Origin of the sequence: Halomonas sp. YLGW01 (genome assembly GCF_014840935.1) — a bacterium.
Lineage (GTDB): Bacteria > Pseudomonadota > Gammaproteobacteria > Pseudomonadales > Halomonadaceae > Onishia.
On sequence record NZ_CP062005.1, the window covers coordinates 2,732,456 to 2,747,542 of the forward strand.

General features: G+C 67.3%; 12 protein-coding genes. 9 read left to right on the plus strand and 3 right to left on the minus strand.

The window, feature by feature from the left end; translation table 11 throughout:
* The first annotated feature begins 2 nt into the window (after positions 1-2).
* Positions 3-1,280, plus strand: coding sequence for an HlyD family efflux transporter periplasmic adaptor subunit (locus tag IEJ03_RS12520; protein WP_192035172.1), 1,278 nt, complete (start codon positions 3-5; stop codon positions 1,278-1,280).
* A 204-nt stretch (positions 1,281-1,484) separates the two neighbouring features.
* Here the strand turns inward: IEJ03_RS12520 and IEJ03_RS12525 are convergent, their stop codons facing one another.
* Positions 1,485-3,770, minus strand: coding sequence for a CehA/McbA family metallohydrolase (locus IEJ03_RS12525; protein ID WP_192035173.1), 2,286 nt, complete (start codon positions 3,768-3,770; stop codon positions 1,485-1,487).
* Between the two features lie 195 nt (positions 3,771-3,965).
* Here IEJ03_RS12525 and IEJ03_RS12530 point away from each other — a divergent pair, with 195 nt between their 5' ends.
* The gene (locus tag IEJ03_RS12530) at positions 3,966-5,174 is read left to right on the plus strand and encodes a PQQ-dependent sugar dehydrogenase (RefSeq protein ID WP_242457968.1); all 1,209 of its coding nucleotides are present in this window, start codon (positions 3,966-3,968) and stop codon (positions 5,172-5,174) included.
* A 79-nt stretch (positions 5,175-5,253) separates the two neighbouring features.
* Here IEJ03_RS12530 and IEJ03_RS12535 read toward each other — a convergent pair whose 3' ends face one another.
* On the minus strand, positions 5,254-6,360 hold the full coding sequence (locus tag IEJ03_RS12535; protein WP_192035174.1) for a hybrid-cluster NAD(P)-dependent oxidoreductase: 1,107 nt from the start codon (positions 6,358-6,360) through the stop codon (positions 5,254-5,256).
* Positions 6,361-6,709: 349 nt separating this feature from the next.
* On the opposite strand from IEJ03_RS12535, the gene IEJ03_RS12540 reads away from it, so the two are divergent.
* The 7 genes from IEJ03_RS12540 to IEJ03_RS12570 all read left to right on the plus strand — a co-directional run bounded on the left by IEJ03_RS12540 (position 6,710) and on the right by IEJ03_RS12570 (position 14,708).
* Positions 6,710-7,996 carry an aromatic ring-hydroxylating dioxygenase subunit alpha gene (locus IEJ03_RS12540; RefSeq protein ID WP_192035175.1) on the plus strand — a complete coding sequence of 429 codons (1,287 nt, stop codon included), beginning with the start codon at positions 6,710-6,712 and terminating at the stop codon, positions 7,994-7,996.
* 186 nt (positions 7,997-8,182) lie between these two features.
* A complete protein-coding gene (locus IEJ03_RS12545; protein ID WP_192035176.1) occupies positions 8,183-8,629 on the plus strand; it encodes an Lrp/AsnC family transcriptional regulator in 447 nt (148 codons plus the stop codon).
* A 479-nt stretch (positions 8,630-9,108) separates the two neighbouring features.
* The gene (gene dctP / locus IEJ03_RS12550) at positions 9,109-10,206 is read left to right on the plus strand and encodes a TRAP transporter substrate-binding protein DctP (RefSeq protein WP_192035177.1); all 1,098 of its coding nucleotides are present in this window, start codon (positions 9,109-9,111) and stop codon (positions 10,204-10,206) included.
* 32 nt (positions 10,207-10,238) lie between these two features.
* Complete coding sequence (locus tag IEJ03_RS12555; protein ID WP_192035178.1) at positions 10,239-10,775, plus strand: TRAP transporter small permease subunit; 537 nt, start codon at positions 10,239-10,241, stop codon at positions 10,773-10,775.
* Between the two features lie 102 nt (positions 10,776-10,877).
* Entirely contained in the window at positions 10,878-12,200 is a 1,323-nt protein-coding gene (locus IEJ03_RS12560) for a TRAP transporter large permease subunit (RefSeq protein WP_192035179.1), read from the plus strand.
* A gap of 64 nt (positions 12,201-12,264) precedes the next feature.
* The gene (locus IEJ03_RS12565) at positions 12,265-13,098 is read left to right on the plus strand and encodes a sulfite exporter TauE/SafE family protein (protein WP_192035180.1); all 834 of its coding nucleotides are present in this window, start codon (positions 12,265-12,267) and stop codon (positions 13,096-13,098) included.
* Positions 13,099-13,106: 8 nt separating this feature from the next.
* Positions 13,107-14,708, plus strand: coding sequence for a gamma-glutamyltransferase family protein (locus IEJ03_RS12570; protein WP_192035181.1), 1,602 nt, complete (start codon positions 13,107-13,109; stop codon positions 14,706-14,708).
* Between the two features lie 113 nt (positions 14,709-14,821).
* On the opposite strand, the gene IEJ03_RS12575 is transcribed toward IEJ03_RS12570, so the two are convergent.
* Entirely contained in the window at positions 14,822-15,076 is a 255-nt protein-coding gene (locus IEJ03_RS12575; RefSeq protein ID WP_192035182.1) for a hypothetical protein, read from the minus strand.
* Positions 15,077-15,087: the final 11 nt, after the last annotated feature.

Genomic DNA, 15,087 nt, shown 5'->3' on the forward strand with positions numbered 1-15,087 from the left:
GCGTGGACGTCAAGCGTCGCCGAACCCTCATCTGGGGCGGGCTGGTGCTGGTACTGGCGGCCGGCCTCGGCTATGCCCTGCGGCCCCAGCCCGTGCCAGTGGATCTGGCCGTCGCCGAACGGGGCCGGCTCACCGTGACCATCGACGAGGAAGGCGAGACCCGGGTGCGCGACGTCTACACCCTGGACGCGCCGCTGGCCGGTCACCTTCAGCGCATCGATGCCGAGGCCGGCGACCCGGTCGAGGCCAACGTCACCGAGCTCGCCCGCATCGCCCCCGCCCCGCCGGACTTCCTCGATGTGCGTAGCGAGGCCGAACAGCGCTCCGTCATCGCGGTGGCCGAGGCGGCCCACGACCTGGCCCGGGCCGAACGCGAGCGTACCGAGGCCGATCTGACCTTCGCGGCAAGCGAACTCGAGCGCGCCCGGCGCCTGCGGCGTGCCGGCAACATCGCCCAGCGCGGCCTGGACGACGCCGAGCACCTCCACCGGGTCGCCCGCGCGGCGCTTGCCAGCACCCGGGCGGCGCTCGCCATGCGCGAGCATGAACTCGCCAAGGCCCGCTCACGGCTGCTCAGCCGCGTCGAGATCGCCAGCGCCAGCGAGGCATGCGAATGCCTGCCGGTGACCGCCCCGGTCAGCGGCGTGGTGCTGCGGGTACTGCGCGAGAGCGCCGGCGTGATCCCCGCCGGCACGCCACTGCTCGAGGTCGGCGACCCCACGGCGCTCGAGATCATCGTCGATCTGCTCTCAGAGGATGCGGTACGCATCGCCCCGGGCCAGCGGGCGCGGATCGTCGGCTGGGGCGGGCCGGCGCTGGAGGCCCTGGTGCGGCGTATCGAACCGCTGGGCCGCACCCGGGTCTCGGCGCTGGGCATCGAGGAGCAGCGGGTCGATGTGCGCCTCGACCTGACCGGCCCGCCCGCCGGCTGGGCGCGGCTCGGCCACGGCTACCGGGTCGATGTACAGGTGATCCTGTTCGACGAGACGGTGCTGAAGCTGCCGCTGGGGGCGCTCTTTCGCCCAGACGATGGCGCAGGCAACGATGTCGTCGGCAACGATGCCGCTGACAAAGACACCGCTGAAGACACTCGCGTCGCCCCGGAAAATGGCTGGGCGGTGTTCGTGGTCGAGGACGGCGAGGTGCACCAACGCAGGGTGACCGTCGGCGAGCGCTCGAGCCTCGAGGTGGAGATTCGCGAGGGGCTAACGCCCGGCGAGCGGGTGGTGCTCTACCCGAGCGACCGGCTCGGCGATGGGGTGAGGGTGACGGCGCGCTGAGGGCGCCGCCGGCGGGCTCGATCCAAAGGCTTATCGGAATATCCGGGACCAGGAGACAGGAGCCAGTGAACAGGAGCCAGACGACAAGAGGCCGCGCCCGGGCGCGGCCTCTTGCCAAGCATCTGGCGATGGCGAGATGAGGGAGAGCGAACGGCCCAATCGGCATGGTCCGCCCCTCCGCCTCATTCAGCGCGCATCAACCGATCATTCGCCGGCGGCCGAGACGTAGGCCGTGCGGTCCTGACGCTTGATCCACACCGGGTTGCTCCAGGCCTGATCGCCGTCGGCATCCTCGACTTCCAGGGCGACCCAGCCGTCGATTTCTGCGTCCAGCGGGAAGGCCAGGGTGGCCTGCTTACCGTCGAGCTCGCGGGTGGCGAGCACCTCGCCGCCGCGGCCAAGCAGGCGCGCCTCGGCCAGACCGTCGACCGCCGCGACATCGACATGCCAGGTGGCGGGCTCGTCACCGGCCAGGCGCAGGGTATCGCCGAACAGGACGTTCTGCGGATACAGCAGCGGCCCCTGGGTCGCATAGCCGTGGCCATCCTTGAGGGCACGGGCGAAGGCGCGCGGCGACAGCTCGCCGGGTACCCGTGCCATCATGCGGATGCGACCGGTCAGGTCGTTCCAGGCGTCGTGGGTATCGGTGCCGGCGGTGAAGTAGATCGCCGTGCCTTCGTCCCACAGCGCATGGGCACTCTCGAGGGTCTTGGCGTTGTCGACCTCGGCGTTGAGCTCGAGCAGGTCGAAGTTCGGGGTGAAGCCACCCGGCACCTTGTCACCCGCCAGGTTGCTCAGGTAGCCGTAGTCGTTGTGCGGGTGGTTCATCGGAATCACCTCGGCGCCCAGGCGACGGGCATCCTGAATGATGTCCTGTACCTCATCGGTGCCCGGATCGACCATCAGCTCACCGCCCAGGGCGATGGGGAAGGGATTCATGTGACCCCAGGACGGCGAGATCTCGATCGACGGAATGAAGGGCACGCCGCGGCTGTCGGACAGGGCCTGGAAGGCCTCATGATTGGCCGTGGAGTCGTGGTCGCTGACGAAGGTCAGGTCCAGATCGGTGGCGAGCTGCGCGCTGACCACGGTCTCCGGGGGCGTGGTGCCCTCGAGGATATTGGCGTGGTGGTGCAGGTCGGCGCCGTACCAGCCGCGGGCGTTGGGCTCGGCCAGACGGTCGATCTCGACGGTGCGCGCGAGACGCTCGCCGGACTCGAGGCTCACCTCGAGGGTCTCGCCCTCGGCGGTGAAGCCTGCCCCGGCATTCACCGCCAGGCGATAGTCGCCCGGTGCCAGCGACAGCTTGGCACTGCCGGCCGGGTCGAGGTCGGTGAAGAAGGTCTGCTTGCCGAGGAACTCCACCGCCGGCTGCTGGCCCTCGAGAATGGTCAGGCGGGCATCCCGCGGGAGATCACTGCCGCTCTCGACGACATCCAGCGCCAAGGTGCCCGGCCCCTCGAGGCCCGCGAAGTCCAGCGTCTGCTCACCATCGGCGGCCACGCGGATCTCGCGGGGCGCGCTGTTGGCATGGCCAAGCCCGGTGGCATAGACCTGATAGTCGCCCGCCGGCAGATCCATCGCGAACCGGCCGTCCTCGGCCAGGGTCCAGGCATAGGGATGGCCCTGCTGCTCGACCATCACCAGGCCGTCTTGCGGCGCCTCGCCGTCATCGTTGGTCAGGCTGCCACTGATCCGCCCGGCCGGCTGATCCTTGCGCTCTATCTCGTTGGCCACCACCGGCGCCAGGTCGCCCTTCGGCACCACCTGCAGCGAGCCCTTGAAGACCCGGCGCTCGCCCGGCGCCAGGTCATGCTCGAGATACATGTCCTGGCCTTCGTAGTTGACGCGGTCGAAGTAGGGCGCGTGCAGGGCGATCACCCAGTCCCGGTCATAGGCGACCATGCGATCGGTCAGGGCCTCGTCGGCGACGGTTTCCTTGGCATCGCCAAGCCCCGGCACGCCGAACAGAAACCCGGTGTCCGGCCAGAGGGTGAAGCCGGAACGGATCGCGGTCAGGGCCTCGTCACCGCCGTTCTCCATTTCGGTCTCGAGGCGAATGCGGTCGCTGCCGGCATCGAGCCGGTAGGTGGTGATCACCCAGGCATCGCCCCAGTTGCGGCGCACCTGCACGATGGCACGCTCGGGGCTGTCCTCGAGGATCATGACCTCCTTCTCGCTGTTCGGCCAGGCCGACCAGTTGTTGGGAATGAAGTCGGCAAAGGCGACGCGATCCAGGTCCATCTCACCATCCTTGACGGCCGCCAGATCCACCAGCGTGCCGCGCGGCACGCCCCAGGGCGGCTGGGACTCGACGGCCAGGGAAAAGGCCAGGTGGTCGTTGGCGATGGTCAGGTCGTCGGCGGCGGTGGCTTCCCCATCGGGAATCGAGGTAGCGCCCCGGGTCAGGCTGACCTCGGCCTGAGCGGGGGCGGCAAGGCCGAGTGCCAGCCCGGCCACCAACCAGGTGCGTCGCGAATGCAGCAACATGGGCATGATCCTTTTTTATTTCCATGTATTATCAAAGTAGACAAAATGCATTATCAATTATTTTATTTGGCCATTCAAACTAACGAGTAGTCCTAGGTTCAACGCCTGGCGTACTCTCGTATGAATGCCGGTGACACGCCAGGCTCCCGCGGGTGCTAGGGTAAGGAGGACTGCTCAAGGATGGGAGTTCTTGCCGTGACACACCTGATGCGCCTTGCCGTAACACGACTGACAACGACATTGCTGACCACGAGCCTGCTGACCACCACATCGTTGGCGATGACGCTGCTGGCTCCGGGGACGGCCCTGGCCGCGGAAACGATCGCCGAGCGCCTGCCCGGCACGCCACATGCGTTTCGCCTCGAACGCCTGGCCGAGGGCCTCAGGCATCCTTGGTCGCTGGCCTTCCTGCCCGACGGCCGCTTTCTGGTTAGCGAACGCCCGGGGCGGCTGGCCCTGGTCGACATAGGGGGCAGGGTCGCGCGCCTCAAGGGCGTGCCGCGGGTAGTGGCCAAGAGTCAGGGTGGCCTGCTCGACCTGTCCCTGCACCCGGACTTTGGCGATGGCGAACATGACTGGCTCTACTTCAGCTATGCCAAGGCCGGTCCCGGGGGCAGAGGCACCGCAGTGGCCCGGGCGCGGCTCTTCCTGAACGGCCCGGGCGGGCCGCGGTTGGAGGACGTGGAGCCGGTGTTCGCGCAGAACCACTTCACCTCGCCCAAACACCACTACAGCGGGCGGCTGGCCTGGCTGCCAGACACCACTCTGCTGCTGAGCATCGGCGATCGTGGCGATGCCGATCGGGCCCAGGACGGCGCCGATCACGCCGGCAGCGTGCTGCGTCTGACCGCGGCTGGCGAGGCCCCCGCCGACAACCCCTTCGTCGGCGACGCCTCAGTGGCCGACGAGGTCTTCACCCTGGGCAATCGCAACATCCAGGGGCTGACGGTGTTGCCGGACGGCCCCATCTGGTCAAGCGAGCACGGCCCGCGCACCGGGGACGAGATCAACCGCCTCGAGGCGGGGGTGAACTACGGCTGGCCGGAGGTGACGCTCGGGCGCGACTACAGCACCAACCTGCCGATCGGTCGCGACCACGCGCCGGGCATGCGCGATCCCGCCTATGTGTTCGAGGGACGCTATGCGCCGTCGGGGCTCGCCTGGGTGGATAGCCCGCACTTTCCGGGCTGGCGGGGGAACCTGCTGGCCGGGGGGCTGCGCAGCGAGACGCTGACGCGCCTGACGATCGAGGGTGATACGGTCAGTCGCGCCGAGGTGCTGCTCGAAGGCGAGATCGGCCGCATCCGCGATGTGCGCCAGGGACCGGACGGGCTGATCTACCTGCTCAACGACCGCCCCAGGGGCGGCCTGTATCGCCTCGTCCCCGTCGACCACCCGCGCTAGCCACGCCGGAGACGGCTAGAAGACACGACAGCGCCGCCGAGAACAGGCCCCTCGGCGGCGCGACATCAGGACGAGGAAATCAGAAATCCACCACCACGTTGCCGGTGGGCTTGCTGCAGCAGGACAGGATATAGCCCTCGTCGATATCTTCCTCGGTGATGCCACCGTTGTGCTCCATCTCCACCTGCCCCGCGCTCAGCGGCACCCGACAGGTGCCACAGATGCCCATGCCGCAGGCCTTGGGGATATGCAGGCCGAGCTTGGCCGCGGCGGCATGCACGGTCTCGCCGGGCTGCACCCGCACGCTCTTGCCGGTGGCGCTGAACTCGACGCTGTACATGTCGGAGACGTCGAGCTCCTCGGCCTCCGCCTCGGCCTGTTCGGCAAGTTCCAGCACCTCTTCCTGCACGTCCAGCGGCGTGGCGCCGAAGGATTCCTCATGGTAGCGGCTCATGTCGAAGCCGTTGTCCCTAAGGATGCGCTTGACCGCGTTCATGTAGGGCGTCGGGCCGCAGCAGAATATCTGGCGTTCCATGAAGTCCGGCGCCATCAACTCGAGCATCGGCTGGTTCAGATAGCCACGGAAGCCCGCCCAGGCCTCGCAGAGCTCGTCGCTGCGCTCGCAGATGATATGCAGTTTGAATTCGGGGATGCGCGAGAAGATATGATCCAGCTCGCGGTGGAAGATGATGTCCTTCGGCGAGCGGGCGCTGTGCACGAAGGCTAGATCCACCGAGGCGTTGGTATCGAACAGCCAGCGGGTCATCGACATCAGCGGCGTGATGCCGACCCCGCCGGAGAGCATCAGCACCTTGTCGGCGGCATGATCGATGATGTTGAAGTTGCCGACCGGCCCGTGCACCGCCAGTTCGTCGCCGGCCTTCAGGGTGTCATGCAGCCAGTTGGAGACCTGTCCTCCCGGCATGCGCTTGACGCTGATCGAAAAGCTGTAGGGCACCGAGGGCGAGCTGGAGATGGTATAGGAGCGCATCACCTGTTCGCCGTCGATCTCGAGCTCCAGGGTCACGAACTGCCCCGGCTTGAAGAAGTACAGCACCGGCTGCTCGGCCATGAAGCAGAAGGTGCGCACGTCCCAGGTCTCCTGGATGACCTTCACGCAGCGCACCTGATGGCGGCCGTTGGTCCAGGTCTGCGTGGTTACCGGATTGAGGAAGGCTGACATCATGATGATTTCTCGCTTGGACGTGCCGGCAGGCGCCTCGAGGGCGCCCCGCGCCTGGCACCTGAGCCGGTGAAGCCTTGCCTGAATTCTGCGCCACGAGAACGCCTGCCCACTTGTCTGTCTGCGACACGCACATGTCCATGGCGTCCAGCCACCCTGCCACCGGCGGCGGGCCTCGTCGCCGGCGAATCACCAGATGTCGCCGGCAGACAACTGCTCCCCTGCTTACCGCTCCACACTTCATGGCATCTTCTTTCATGGCATGTCGCACGCCCCTCGCGGCGATGCCTCCCCCTCACCGCGACTGAGCGTTCGGCTCGCGCATTGGCCCTGTTTGATGAGGAAACGCGCCATGGACTCCCTCTCCCCTGTCCGTCTGGACGATCCCCTGGCCGGCGCACGAGAAGCCACGGTCGAGATGCTTAATCAGCGCACGCCGAAGTTCTCGCTGCCGCAGCCCTTCTACAACGACGAGCGACTGTTCGCCCTGGACATGCAGGAGATCTTCGAGAAGGAGTGGCTGTTCGCCGCCCTGAGCTGCGAGATTCCCGCCAAGGGCAACTACGTGACCCTGGAGGTCGGCGACAACTCGATCATCCTGGTGCGCGGCGGCACCGGGGAGATCCATGGCTTTCATAACGTCTGCCGCCACCGCGGATCGCGGCTGTGTCTCAAGGAGAAGGGCAAGGTGGCCAAGCTGGTGTGCCCCTATCACCAGTGGACCTATGAGCTCGACGGTCGGCTGCTGTTCGCTGGCAGCGACATGGGGGCGGACTTCGACCTCGCCGCCTACGGCCTCAAGCCGGTGCAGGTGCGGGTGGGCGGCGGCATGATCTATGTGAGCCTGGCCGAGAACCCCGCGCCGATCGACGACTTTATGGCCAGCCTTGAGGAGTACCTCGCCCCCTACCAGATGGACGACGTGAAGGTGGCGGCGGAATCCAGCATCGTCGAGCAGGCCAACTGGAAGCTGGTGGTCGAGAACAACCGGGAGTGCTATCACTGCAACGGCTCGCACCCGGAACTGCTCAACTCCCTGCTGGAGTTCGACGACAGTGACGACCCGCGTGCGACCCCGGCCTACCGGGCGCACGTGGCCCGCAAGCAGGGCGACTGGGAGGCCGCGGGCATCCCCTGGCGACTCAGGCGACTCGGCCGGCGCAACCGCCTGACCCGTACCCCGCTGCTCGCGGGCACCGTTTCGATGACGATGGACGGCACACCGGCCTGCCAAAAGCTGATGGGCCGGCTGCCCAATGCCGACATGGGCTCGCTGCGCATCCTGCATCTGCCCAACTCATGGAACCATTTCATGGGTGATCATGCCGTGGTGTTCCGGGTGCTGCCGCTGGGCCCGCAGACGACGCTGGTGACCACCAAGTGGCTGGTGCACAAGGACGCCGTGGCCTCCGTCGACTACGACCCGGAGGCGATGCGTAAGGTCTGGGACGCCACCAACGACCAGGATCGCCGCCTCGCCGAGGAGAACCAGCGCGGCATCAACTCCCGGGGCTACGAGCCGGGCCCCTATTCGGAAACCTACGAGTTCGGCGTGATCGATTTCGTCGACTGGTACAGCGAACGGATGCTCGCCAACCTGGGGGAGAATGTGCCCTCCCTGCAGCTGGTGCAGCCCTGAGCGAGCGGCCTGCCGGTACCGGCAGGCCGCTGATCCCGGAACGACGCCCCGACCACCATGCCTCGACATGGTGGCTTTATTTGTCGCCGCTTTGTCGCCACCGGCCGGATGAGGGAAGATAGGGTCTTGTCATAGCGTGTCTCGCCACGGCGTAGGCGAGCCTCGCGTCCGCAAAGGCCCCTTGCCATGAACACGACCGATACCGAACTGCTGAACCTGCTGATCAAGGACGGGCGCATGTCCTATGCCGATATCGCCCGCCAGTTGGGCATCTCACGGGCTCATGCCCGCACCCGGGTCAACGCCCTGGTGGAGGAAGGCGTGATCGAGCAGTTCACCGCGGTGGTCAACCCGGAGAAGCTCGGCAAGGCCATCTCCACCTTCGTCGACCTGAGGGTCGCACCCGCTGCCCTGCAGCAGGTCGCCGAAGAGCTGTCCGACTGCCCCGAGGTGGTCAGCCTCTACATCATGAGCGACCTGCAAAGCCTGCATATCCACACCCTGACCGATACCTATACCAGCTTCGATGCCTTCGTCCGCGAGCGCATCTTCAACCGCCCCGAGATCCTGTCGGTGGACTGCAAGAGCCTGATGTCGCGGGTCAAGCATCGTCGCGGTGGGGCACGCCTGTAACGGGGATTGCACCTTGCCGGCCCCCGGCTCTCAGCTCTTGCCATATTTCCTCCCCCGCAGCGGCGGCCCAGCGGCCGCCCCAGCTTGCGTTCTCACGCCTTCGCGCCACGATCAGGGCCTGGCGGACAGGGGGCACCCAAAGGGTGCAGACGCCTCACAAGGGTGCCGCCCTTACTTTTGACACCCTGCCCTCCCTCGATGGCGACCGTTTGATGGCTCCGGGTCGCCCCTGAGCATACAAATGCTCGATTCCCTGCCCCCACCTCACCTTTGTCAACTCCTGCACTCGAGCAGATGCCCCGAGATCGGACGATGATCCCGCGCGCGCCGCGCCTGACAAGCCAATCTCTTACAAACCCATCATACTGAAATATATGGAATAAAAATGAATAAGGCATGACTGGCACATGCTGTGCTTAAAGCTCCCTTAGAAGATTTACATTCGTCAATCTTCCTTCGCCACATCGGGAGTCACCGTCATGACCTTCAATCGTCGCAAGTTCCTGAGCACCGCCCTGGTCTCCTCCACCGCCGGCCTGGTGATGGGGGCACCGGCCATCGTCCGCGCCCAGTCCAGCCAGACCGTCCAGTGGCGGATGACCAACGCCTACGGCCCCGGCTCTCCCTTCTATGTCGAAGGGCCGGGTAGCCCCACCGACTTCTGCAAGAAGGTGGAGGAGATGTCGGGCGGCCGCATGAAGATTCAGCACTTCGCTGCCGGCGAACTCGTCCCGGCGCTCGAAGGCTTCAACGCGGTCTCGGCGGGCATGGTCGAGATGAACGCCGGCAACGCCTACTTCTGGTCCGGCAGCCTGCCCGCCGCCCAGTTCTTCACCACCGTGCCCTTCGGCATGAACACCCAGGGCATGAACGCCTGGCTGTATCACGGCGGTGGCCTGGAGCTGTGGCACGAGCTCTACGCCAAGGTCGGGCTGGTGGCCTTCCCGATGGGCAACACCGGCGTGCAGATGACCGGCTGGTTCCGCGATCCGCTGGAAAGCGTCGACGACCTGAAAGGCCTGAAGATGCGCATCCCGGGCCTCGGCGGAAAGGTCTACAGCGAGCTCGGCGTCGCCGTGCGCCTGCTGCCCGGCGGCGAAATCTTCCCGGCCCTTGAGCGGGGCGTCATCGATGCCGCCGAGTTCGTCGGCCCCTATCAGGACCGTCGCCTGGGCCTGCACAAGGCGGCCAAGTACTACTACACCACCGGCTGGAGCGAGCCCACCAACGCCACCGAACTGATGATCAACAAGCAGGCCTGGGACGCACTGCCCGCCGACCTGCAGGCGATCGTCAAGACCGCGGCCATGGCCTGCAACATCGAGAGCCAGGCCTGGTGCGAGTCGGTCAATGCCGAGGCCCTGAGCGATCTGGTGGAGAACGAGGGCGTGATCGCCGGGCCGCTGCCCGGCGACATCATCAGCCGGCTGCGCGAGGTCACCGCCGACACCCTCTCCACCATGGCGGCGGCGGATGCCGATACCCAGCGGGTCTATGACTCCTTCATGGGCTTCCGCGCCAAGCATCGCGAGTGGGAAGCCTTGAGCGAGAAGGCCTTCCTCGACCTGCCGAGCTGATCCCGACTCCATCCCCGACCGGAGACCTAACCATGGCGTCGCTCATCGAAACCATCGAGCACGGCATCGGCATCCTCGGCGGCTTCGCCCGACTCTGCCTGCTGGCACTGGTCGGGCTGGTCGCCACCGATGTGCTGCTGCGCTACTTCTTTTCCATCAGCCCGGTGGGGCTGCAGGAGCTGGAGTGGCACCTGCTCTCACCGATTGCCCTGCTGGGCGTGTCCTACGCCCTCAAGCACCGCGCCGACGTGCGGGTGGACGTGATCTACGACCGTCTGCCTGCCGGCGGCCAGCTGCTGATCGACCTGATCAGCGGCCTGTTGACCCTGGTGACCGCCCTGGCGATCGTCTGGCTGTCCTGGCCCTACGTGATGCAGTCCTTCCAGCTGGGGGAAGGCTCCCCGGACCCGGGCGGCTTGCCCCACCGCTACCTGCTCAAGGCCTTCCTGCCGCTAGGCTTCGCGGCCCTGGCCCTGCAGGGACTCGCCGATCTGCTGCGAGCGCTGCTGGCCCTGTGCGGTGCACGGGTGCCGGCCTCGCCAACCGCCCCGGATCAAGCCAACGCCTGACGAGGGCCAGCGCCTGAGCGCAGGCCGGCCTCTTCACCGGCACCCGATTACCCTTGCCGCCGAGCGCCGCTCGGCCCCCTTTCTCTGTGGAGTATTTCTGCAATGGCAAATGAATGGCTACTGATCGGCATGATCGGCGGCTTCCTGGCCATGATGCTGATCGGCATCCCGGTGGCCATTTCGCTGGCCGTGTCCGGCTTCATCGCCGGCCTGCTGGGCTTCGGACCGATGCTCTTCGGTCTGCTGCCCCAGCGCCTCTACGGCGTGGTCTCCAACTACACCCTGATGGCCATCCCGCTGTTCGTGTTCATGGGAGTGATGCTCGAGAAGTCCCGGGTCGCCGAGGCCATGCTCGACACCATCGGCCACGCCATGGGCCGCCTCAACGGCGGCATGGGCATCGCCATCGTGCTGGTCGGGGTGCTGATGGGCGCTTCTACCGGCATCGTCGGCGCCACCGTGGTCACGGTAGGCATGCTGACCCTACCGACCCTGCTGCGCCGGGGCTATGCGCCGAGCGTGGCCTGCGGGGCGATCTGTGCCTCGGGGACCCTTGGCCAGATCATCCCGCCGAGCCTGGTGCTGATCCTGCTGTCACAGATCGTCGGCGAGTCGGTGGGGGCGCTGTTCGCCGCCGCCTTCATCCCGGGCCTGGTGATCGCCCTGACCTACATGCTGTATCTCGCGGTACTCGGCTGGCTGCGGCCGGACTGGGTGCCGGCGGTGCCCGAGGCCGAGCGCGCCACCCTCTCGCGGCGCCAGCTCTATCGCGACCTGCTGGCCACGGTGCTGCCGCCGCTGGCGCTGGTGGTGGCGGTGCTGGGTTCCATCGTCGGCGGCGTGGCCGCCCCCACCGAGGCCGCCGCCATGGGGGCGCTCGGCAGCCTTTTGATCGCGTTGATCGGGCGCAAGCTGAACTTCGCCACCCTCAAGGCGACCCTGCATGGCACCCTGACCATCACCGCCATGGTCTACTTCATCCTGCTGCTGGCCCAGGTGTTCTCGCTGTCCTTCCGCGGGCTCGGCGGCGAGCAGATGGTGCATGATCTCTTCGACATGCTGCCCGGCGGCGAACTCGGGGCGCTATTGTTCTTGATGCTGATCCTCTTCGTGTTGGGCTTCTTCCTCGAGTGGATCGAGATCTCCTACATCGCCCTGCCGATGTTCCTGCCTGTCTTCATCGGCTACGGGACAGACATGGTGTGGCTGGCGATCCTGGTGGCCATGAATCTGCAGATGTCGTTTCTGACCCCGCCCTTCGGCTGGGCGCTGTTCTTCCTCAAGGGCGTGGCACCGCCGGAGGTCTCGACCCGCGATATCTATGTGGGGGTTGTGCCTTTTGTCGGGCTGCAGGTCATTGCCGTCGCACTGGTATTCTGTTTCCCGGGCATCGCCACCTGGCTCCCCCAGGCGATCGGCTGGTAGCCGCCCTCCCTCGCGGGTCGCCGAGGCGACCCGCGCCGACCTCAATCATGAAGGAAGCCACACCATGGAATTGCTGGATACGTCATCCCTGACCGGGATCCTCGGACTGATCGCCGCCCTGCTCGCCACCGGGGCGGTGGCCGGCGTGATGGCCGGCCTGCTGGGGGTCGGCGGCGGCATCGTCATCGTGCCGGTGCTCTTCCACCTCTTTTCCCTGCTCGGCGTCGACGAGGCGGTACGCATGCACCTGGCGGTGGGCACATCGCTTGCCACCATCATTCCCACCTCGATCATGTCGGCCCGGACGCACCGCCAGAAGGGCAGCCTCGACGGCGCCGTGATCAAGCGCCTGGTGCCCGGCGTGGTGATCGGCGTGCTGCTGGGCGGCTTCGCCAGCCGCTACTTGAGCGGAGCGGCCCTGACCGGACTCTTCGCCACCATCGCCCTGCTGGTCGCCGCCAACATGTTTCGCCGCCACACCCGCATCCTGCGCGAGGGCCTGCCGGGCCCGGTCGGCAGCGGCCTGATCGGCATGGTGATCGGCGGCATCTCGTCGCTGATGGGGATCGGCGGCGGCACCCTGAGCGTGCCGACCCTGAGCGCCGTCAACATCCCGATCCGCATCGCCGTGGGCACCGGGGCCGCGCTCGGCCTGGTGATCAGCATCCCCGGCACCCTGAGCTTCATGCTCAGCGGCCTGGGCGTACCCGACCGGCTGCCCGGCTCGATCGGCTTCGTCAACCTGCTGGGCTTCGCCGCCATCGTACCGATGACCATGCTCTGTGCCCCGCTGGGGGCGAAGCTCGCCCATGCCATCGACCCGGCCCTGCTCAAGCGGCTGTTCGCCCTCTTCCTGCTCGCCACTGCGGTGCGCATGTACATCGACCTGTTCTCCTGAGGCGCCCCATGCAACACACCACTCGTGCCTATGGCGGCATGACCGTCGCCCCTCACCACCTGGCGGCCCAGGCCGGCCGCGACATCCTCGCCGAGGGCGGCAATGCCGTCGAAGCGATGGTCGCCATGGCCTCGACCATCGCCGTGGCCTATCCGCACATGAACGGCATCGGCGGCGACGGCTTCTGGCTGATTCACGAGCCCGGCAAGCCGCCGCTGGCCATCGATGCCAGCGGCCCCTCGGCGGAGCTGGCCAGTCGCGACTTCTATGCCGAGCGGGGCATCGGCGCCGCGGAGGGCATCCCCACCCGAGGGCCGCTCGCCGCGCTGACCATGGCGGGCACCCTCGGCGGCTGGCAGCTGGCTCTCGACCAGGCCGCCGCCTGGGGGCCCACTCTGCCGCTATCACGCCTGCTCGAGGCAGCCATCGGCCATGGCCGCAACGGCGTGGCGGTGAGCGACAGCCAGGCGGCACTCACCGCCAAGCACCTGGCGGCCCTCGCCGCGGCGCCGGGCTTCGCCGAGACCTATCTGGACGCCGGCCAGGCGCCCGCGACCGGCTCGCGGCTGCGCCAGGCGAAGCTTGCCGACACCCTCGAGCACCTGACCCGCGCCGGGCTCGACGACGCCTACCGGGGCGAGCTCGCCGCCAGCATGGCCGCGGACCTCGAGGCGCTGGGCAGCCCGCTGCGCCGCGATGATTTCACCCGCTACCATGCTCGGGCCGTTACTCCACTGGAGGTTCGACTCGGGAAGGCGCGCGTCTTCAACCTGCCCCCACCCACCCAGGGGCTGGCCACGCTGATGACGCTGGGTGTCTTCGAGCGCCTGGGTGTCAGCGAGGGCGAAGGCTTCGCGCACCTGCACGGCCTGGTGGAGGCCACCAAACGTGCCTTCATGGCAAGGGACACCACCGTCACCGACCCCGGCCGGCTGCCCCGCGCCCCCCAAAGCTGGCTCACCTCCGAGGCGCTGGATCGGGAAGCGGCACAGATCGACGCGAGCCGCGCCCTGCCCTGGCCCCATGAGCCCGCCGAGGGCGATACCATCTGGATGGCCGCCGCCGATGGTAAGGGACGGATGGTCAGCTTCATTCAGAGCGTCTATTGGGAGTTCGGCAGCGGCGTGGTGCTGCCGCAGAGCGGGGTGATGTGGCAGAACCGCGGCATCAGCTTCTCGCTGGACCCGCAGGCGCTACAGACCCTGGAGCCCTATCGCCAGCCCTTCCATACCCTCAACCCGTCGCTTGCTCGCTTCGACGACGGTCGGGTGATGGGCTTCGGCACCATGGGCGGCGAGGGCCAGCCCCAGACCCAGGCCGCGATCTACAGCCGCTATGCCCACTTCGGCATGGACCTGCAGCAGGCGATCAGCGCCCCGCGCTGGCTCCTGGGCCGCACATGGGGCGAGGCCAGCACCGGGCTCAAGCTCGAGAAACGCTTCCCAGCCCCGCTGGTGGAGGCACTCAAGGCGGCAGGTCACGACGTCACGGTGCTGGACGAGGCCTTCAGCGACACCATGGGCCACGCCGGTGCCATCGTGCGCCATCCGGATGGCCTGCTGGAGGGTGCCCACGACCCGCGCAGCGACGGAGGCGCCGCCGCGCTCTAACCCCGACGATGTCTCCTTCCCAATACCCCAGACTGCTGTCCACGCTCAACGCCACGCTCGCCTGACGGCGGGCGTGGCGTTGAGCATTGGCCAGCCACCGGCCGGTGCCTCGCTCAGGACGAACGAGGCAACGCCAGCATCGGCAGCAGGTGCGCCTCTATGGCACGGCGCACCGAGGGCAGCATCACATCGCTGTGCGCCATCAGCTCGGTGACAGCGACCTCGAGCCCCGGCACGCCCACCTCCAGGTACTTGCGTCGCGCCATCCGCGCGCAGGTCTCCGGGCAGGCCCCCTCCGGGATCAGCACCCCCAGGTCCACCAGCGTGTGACGGAAATCATCTCCATCGATCAGTTCGACGATCATCATCCTCGTGTCCT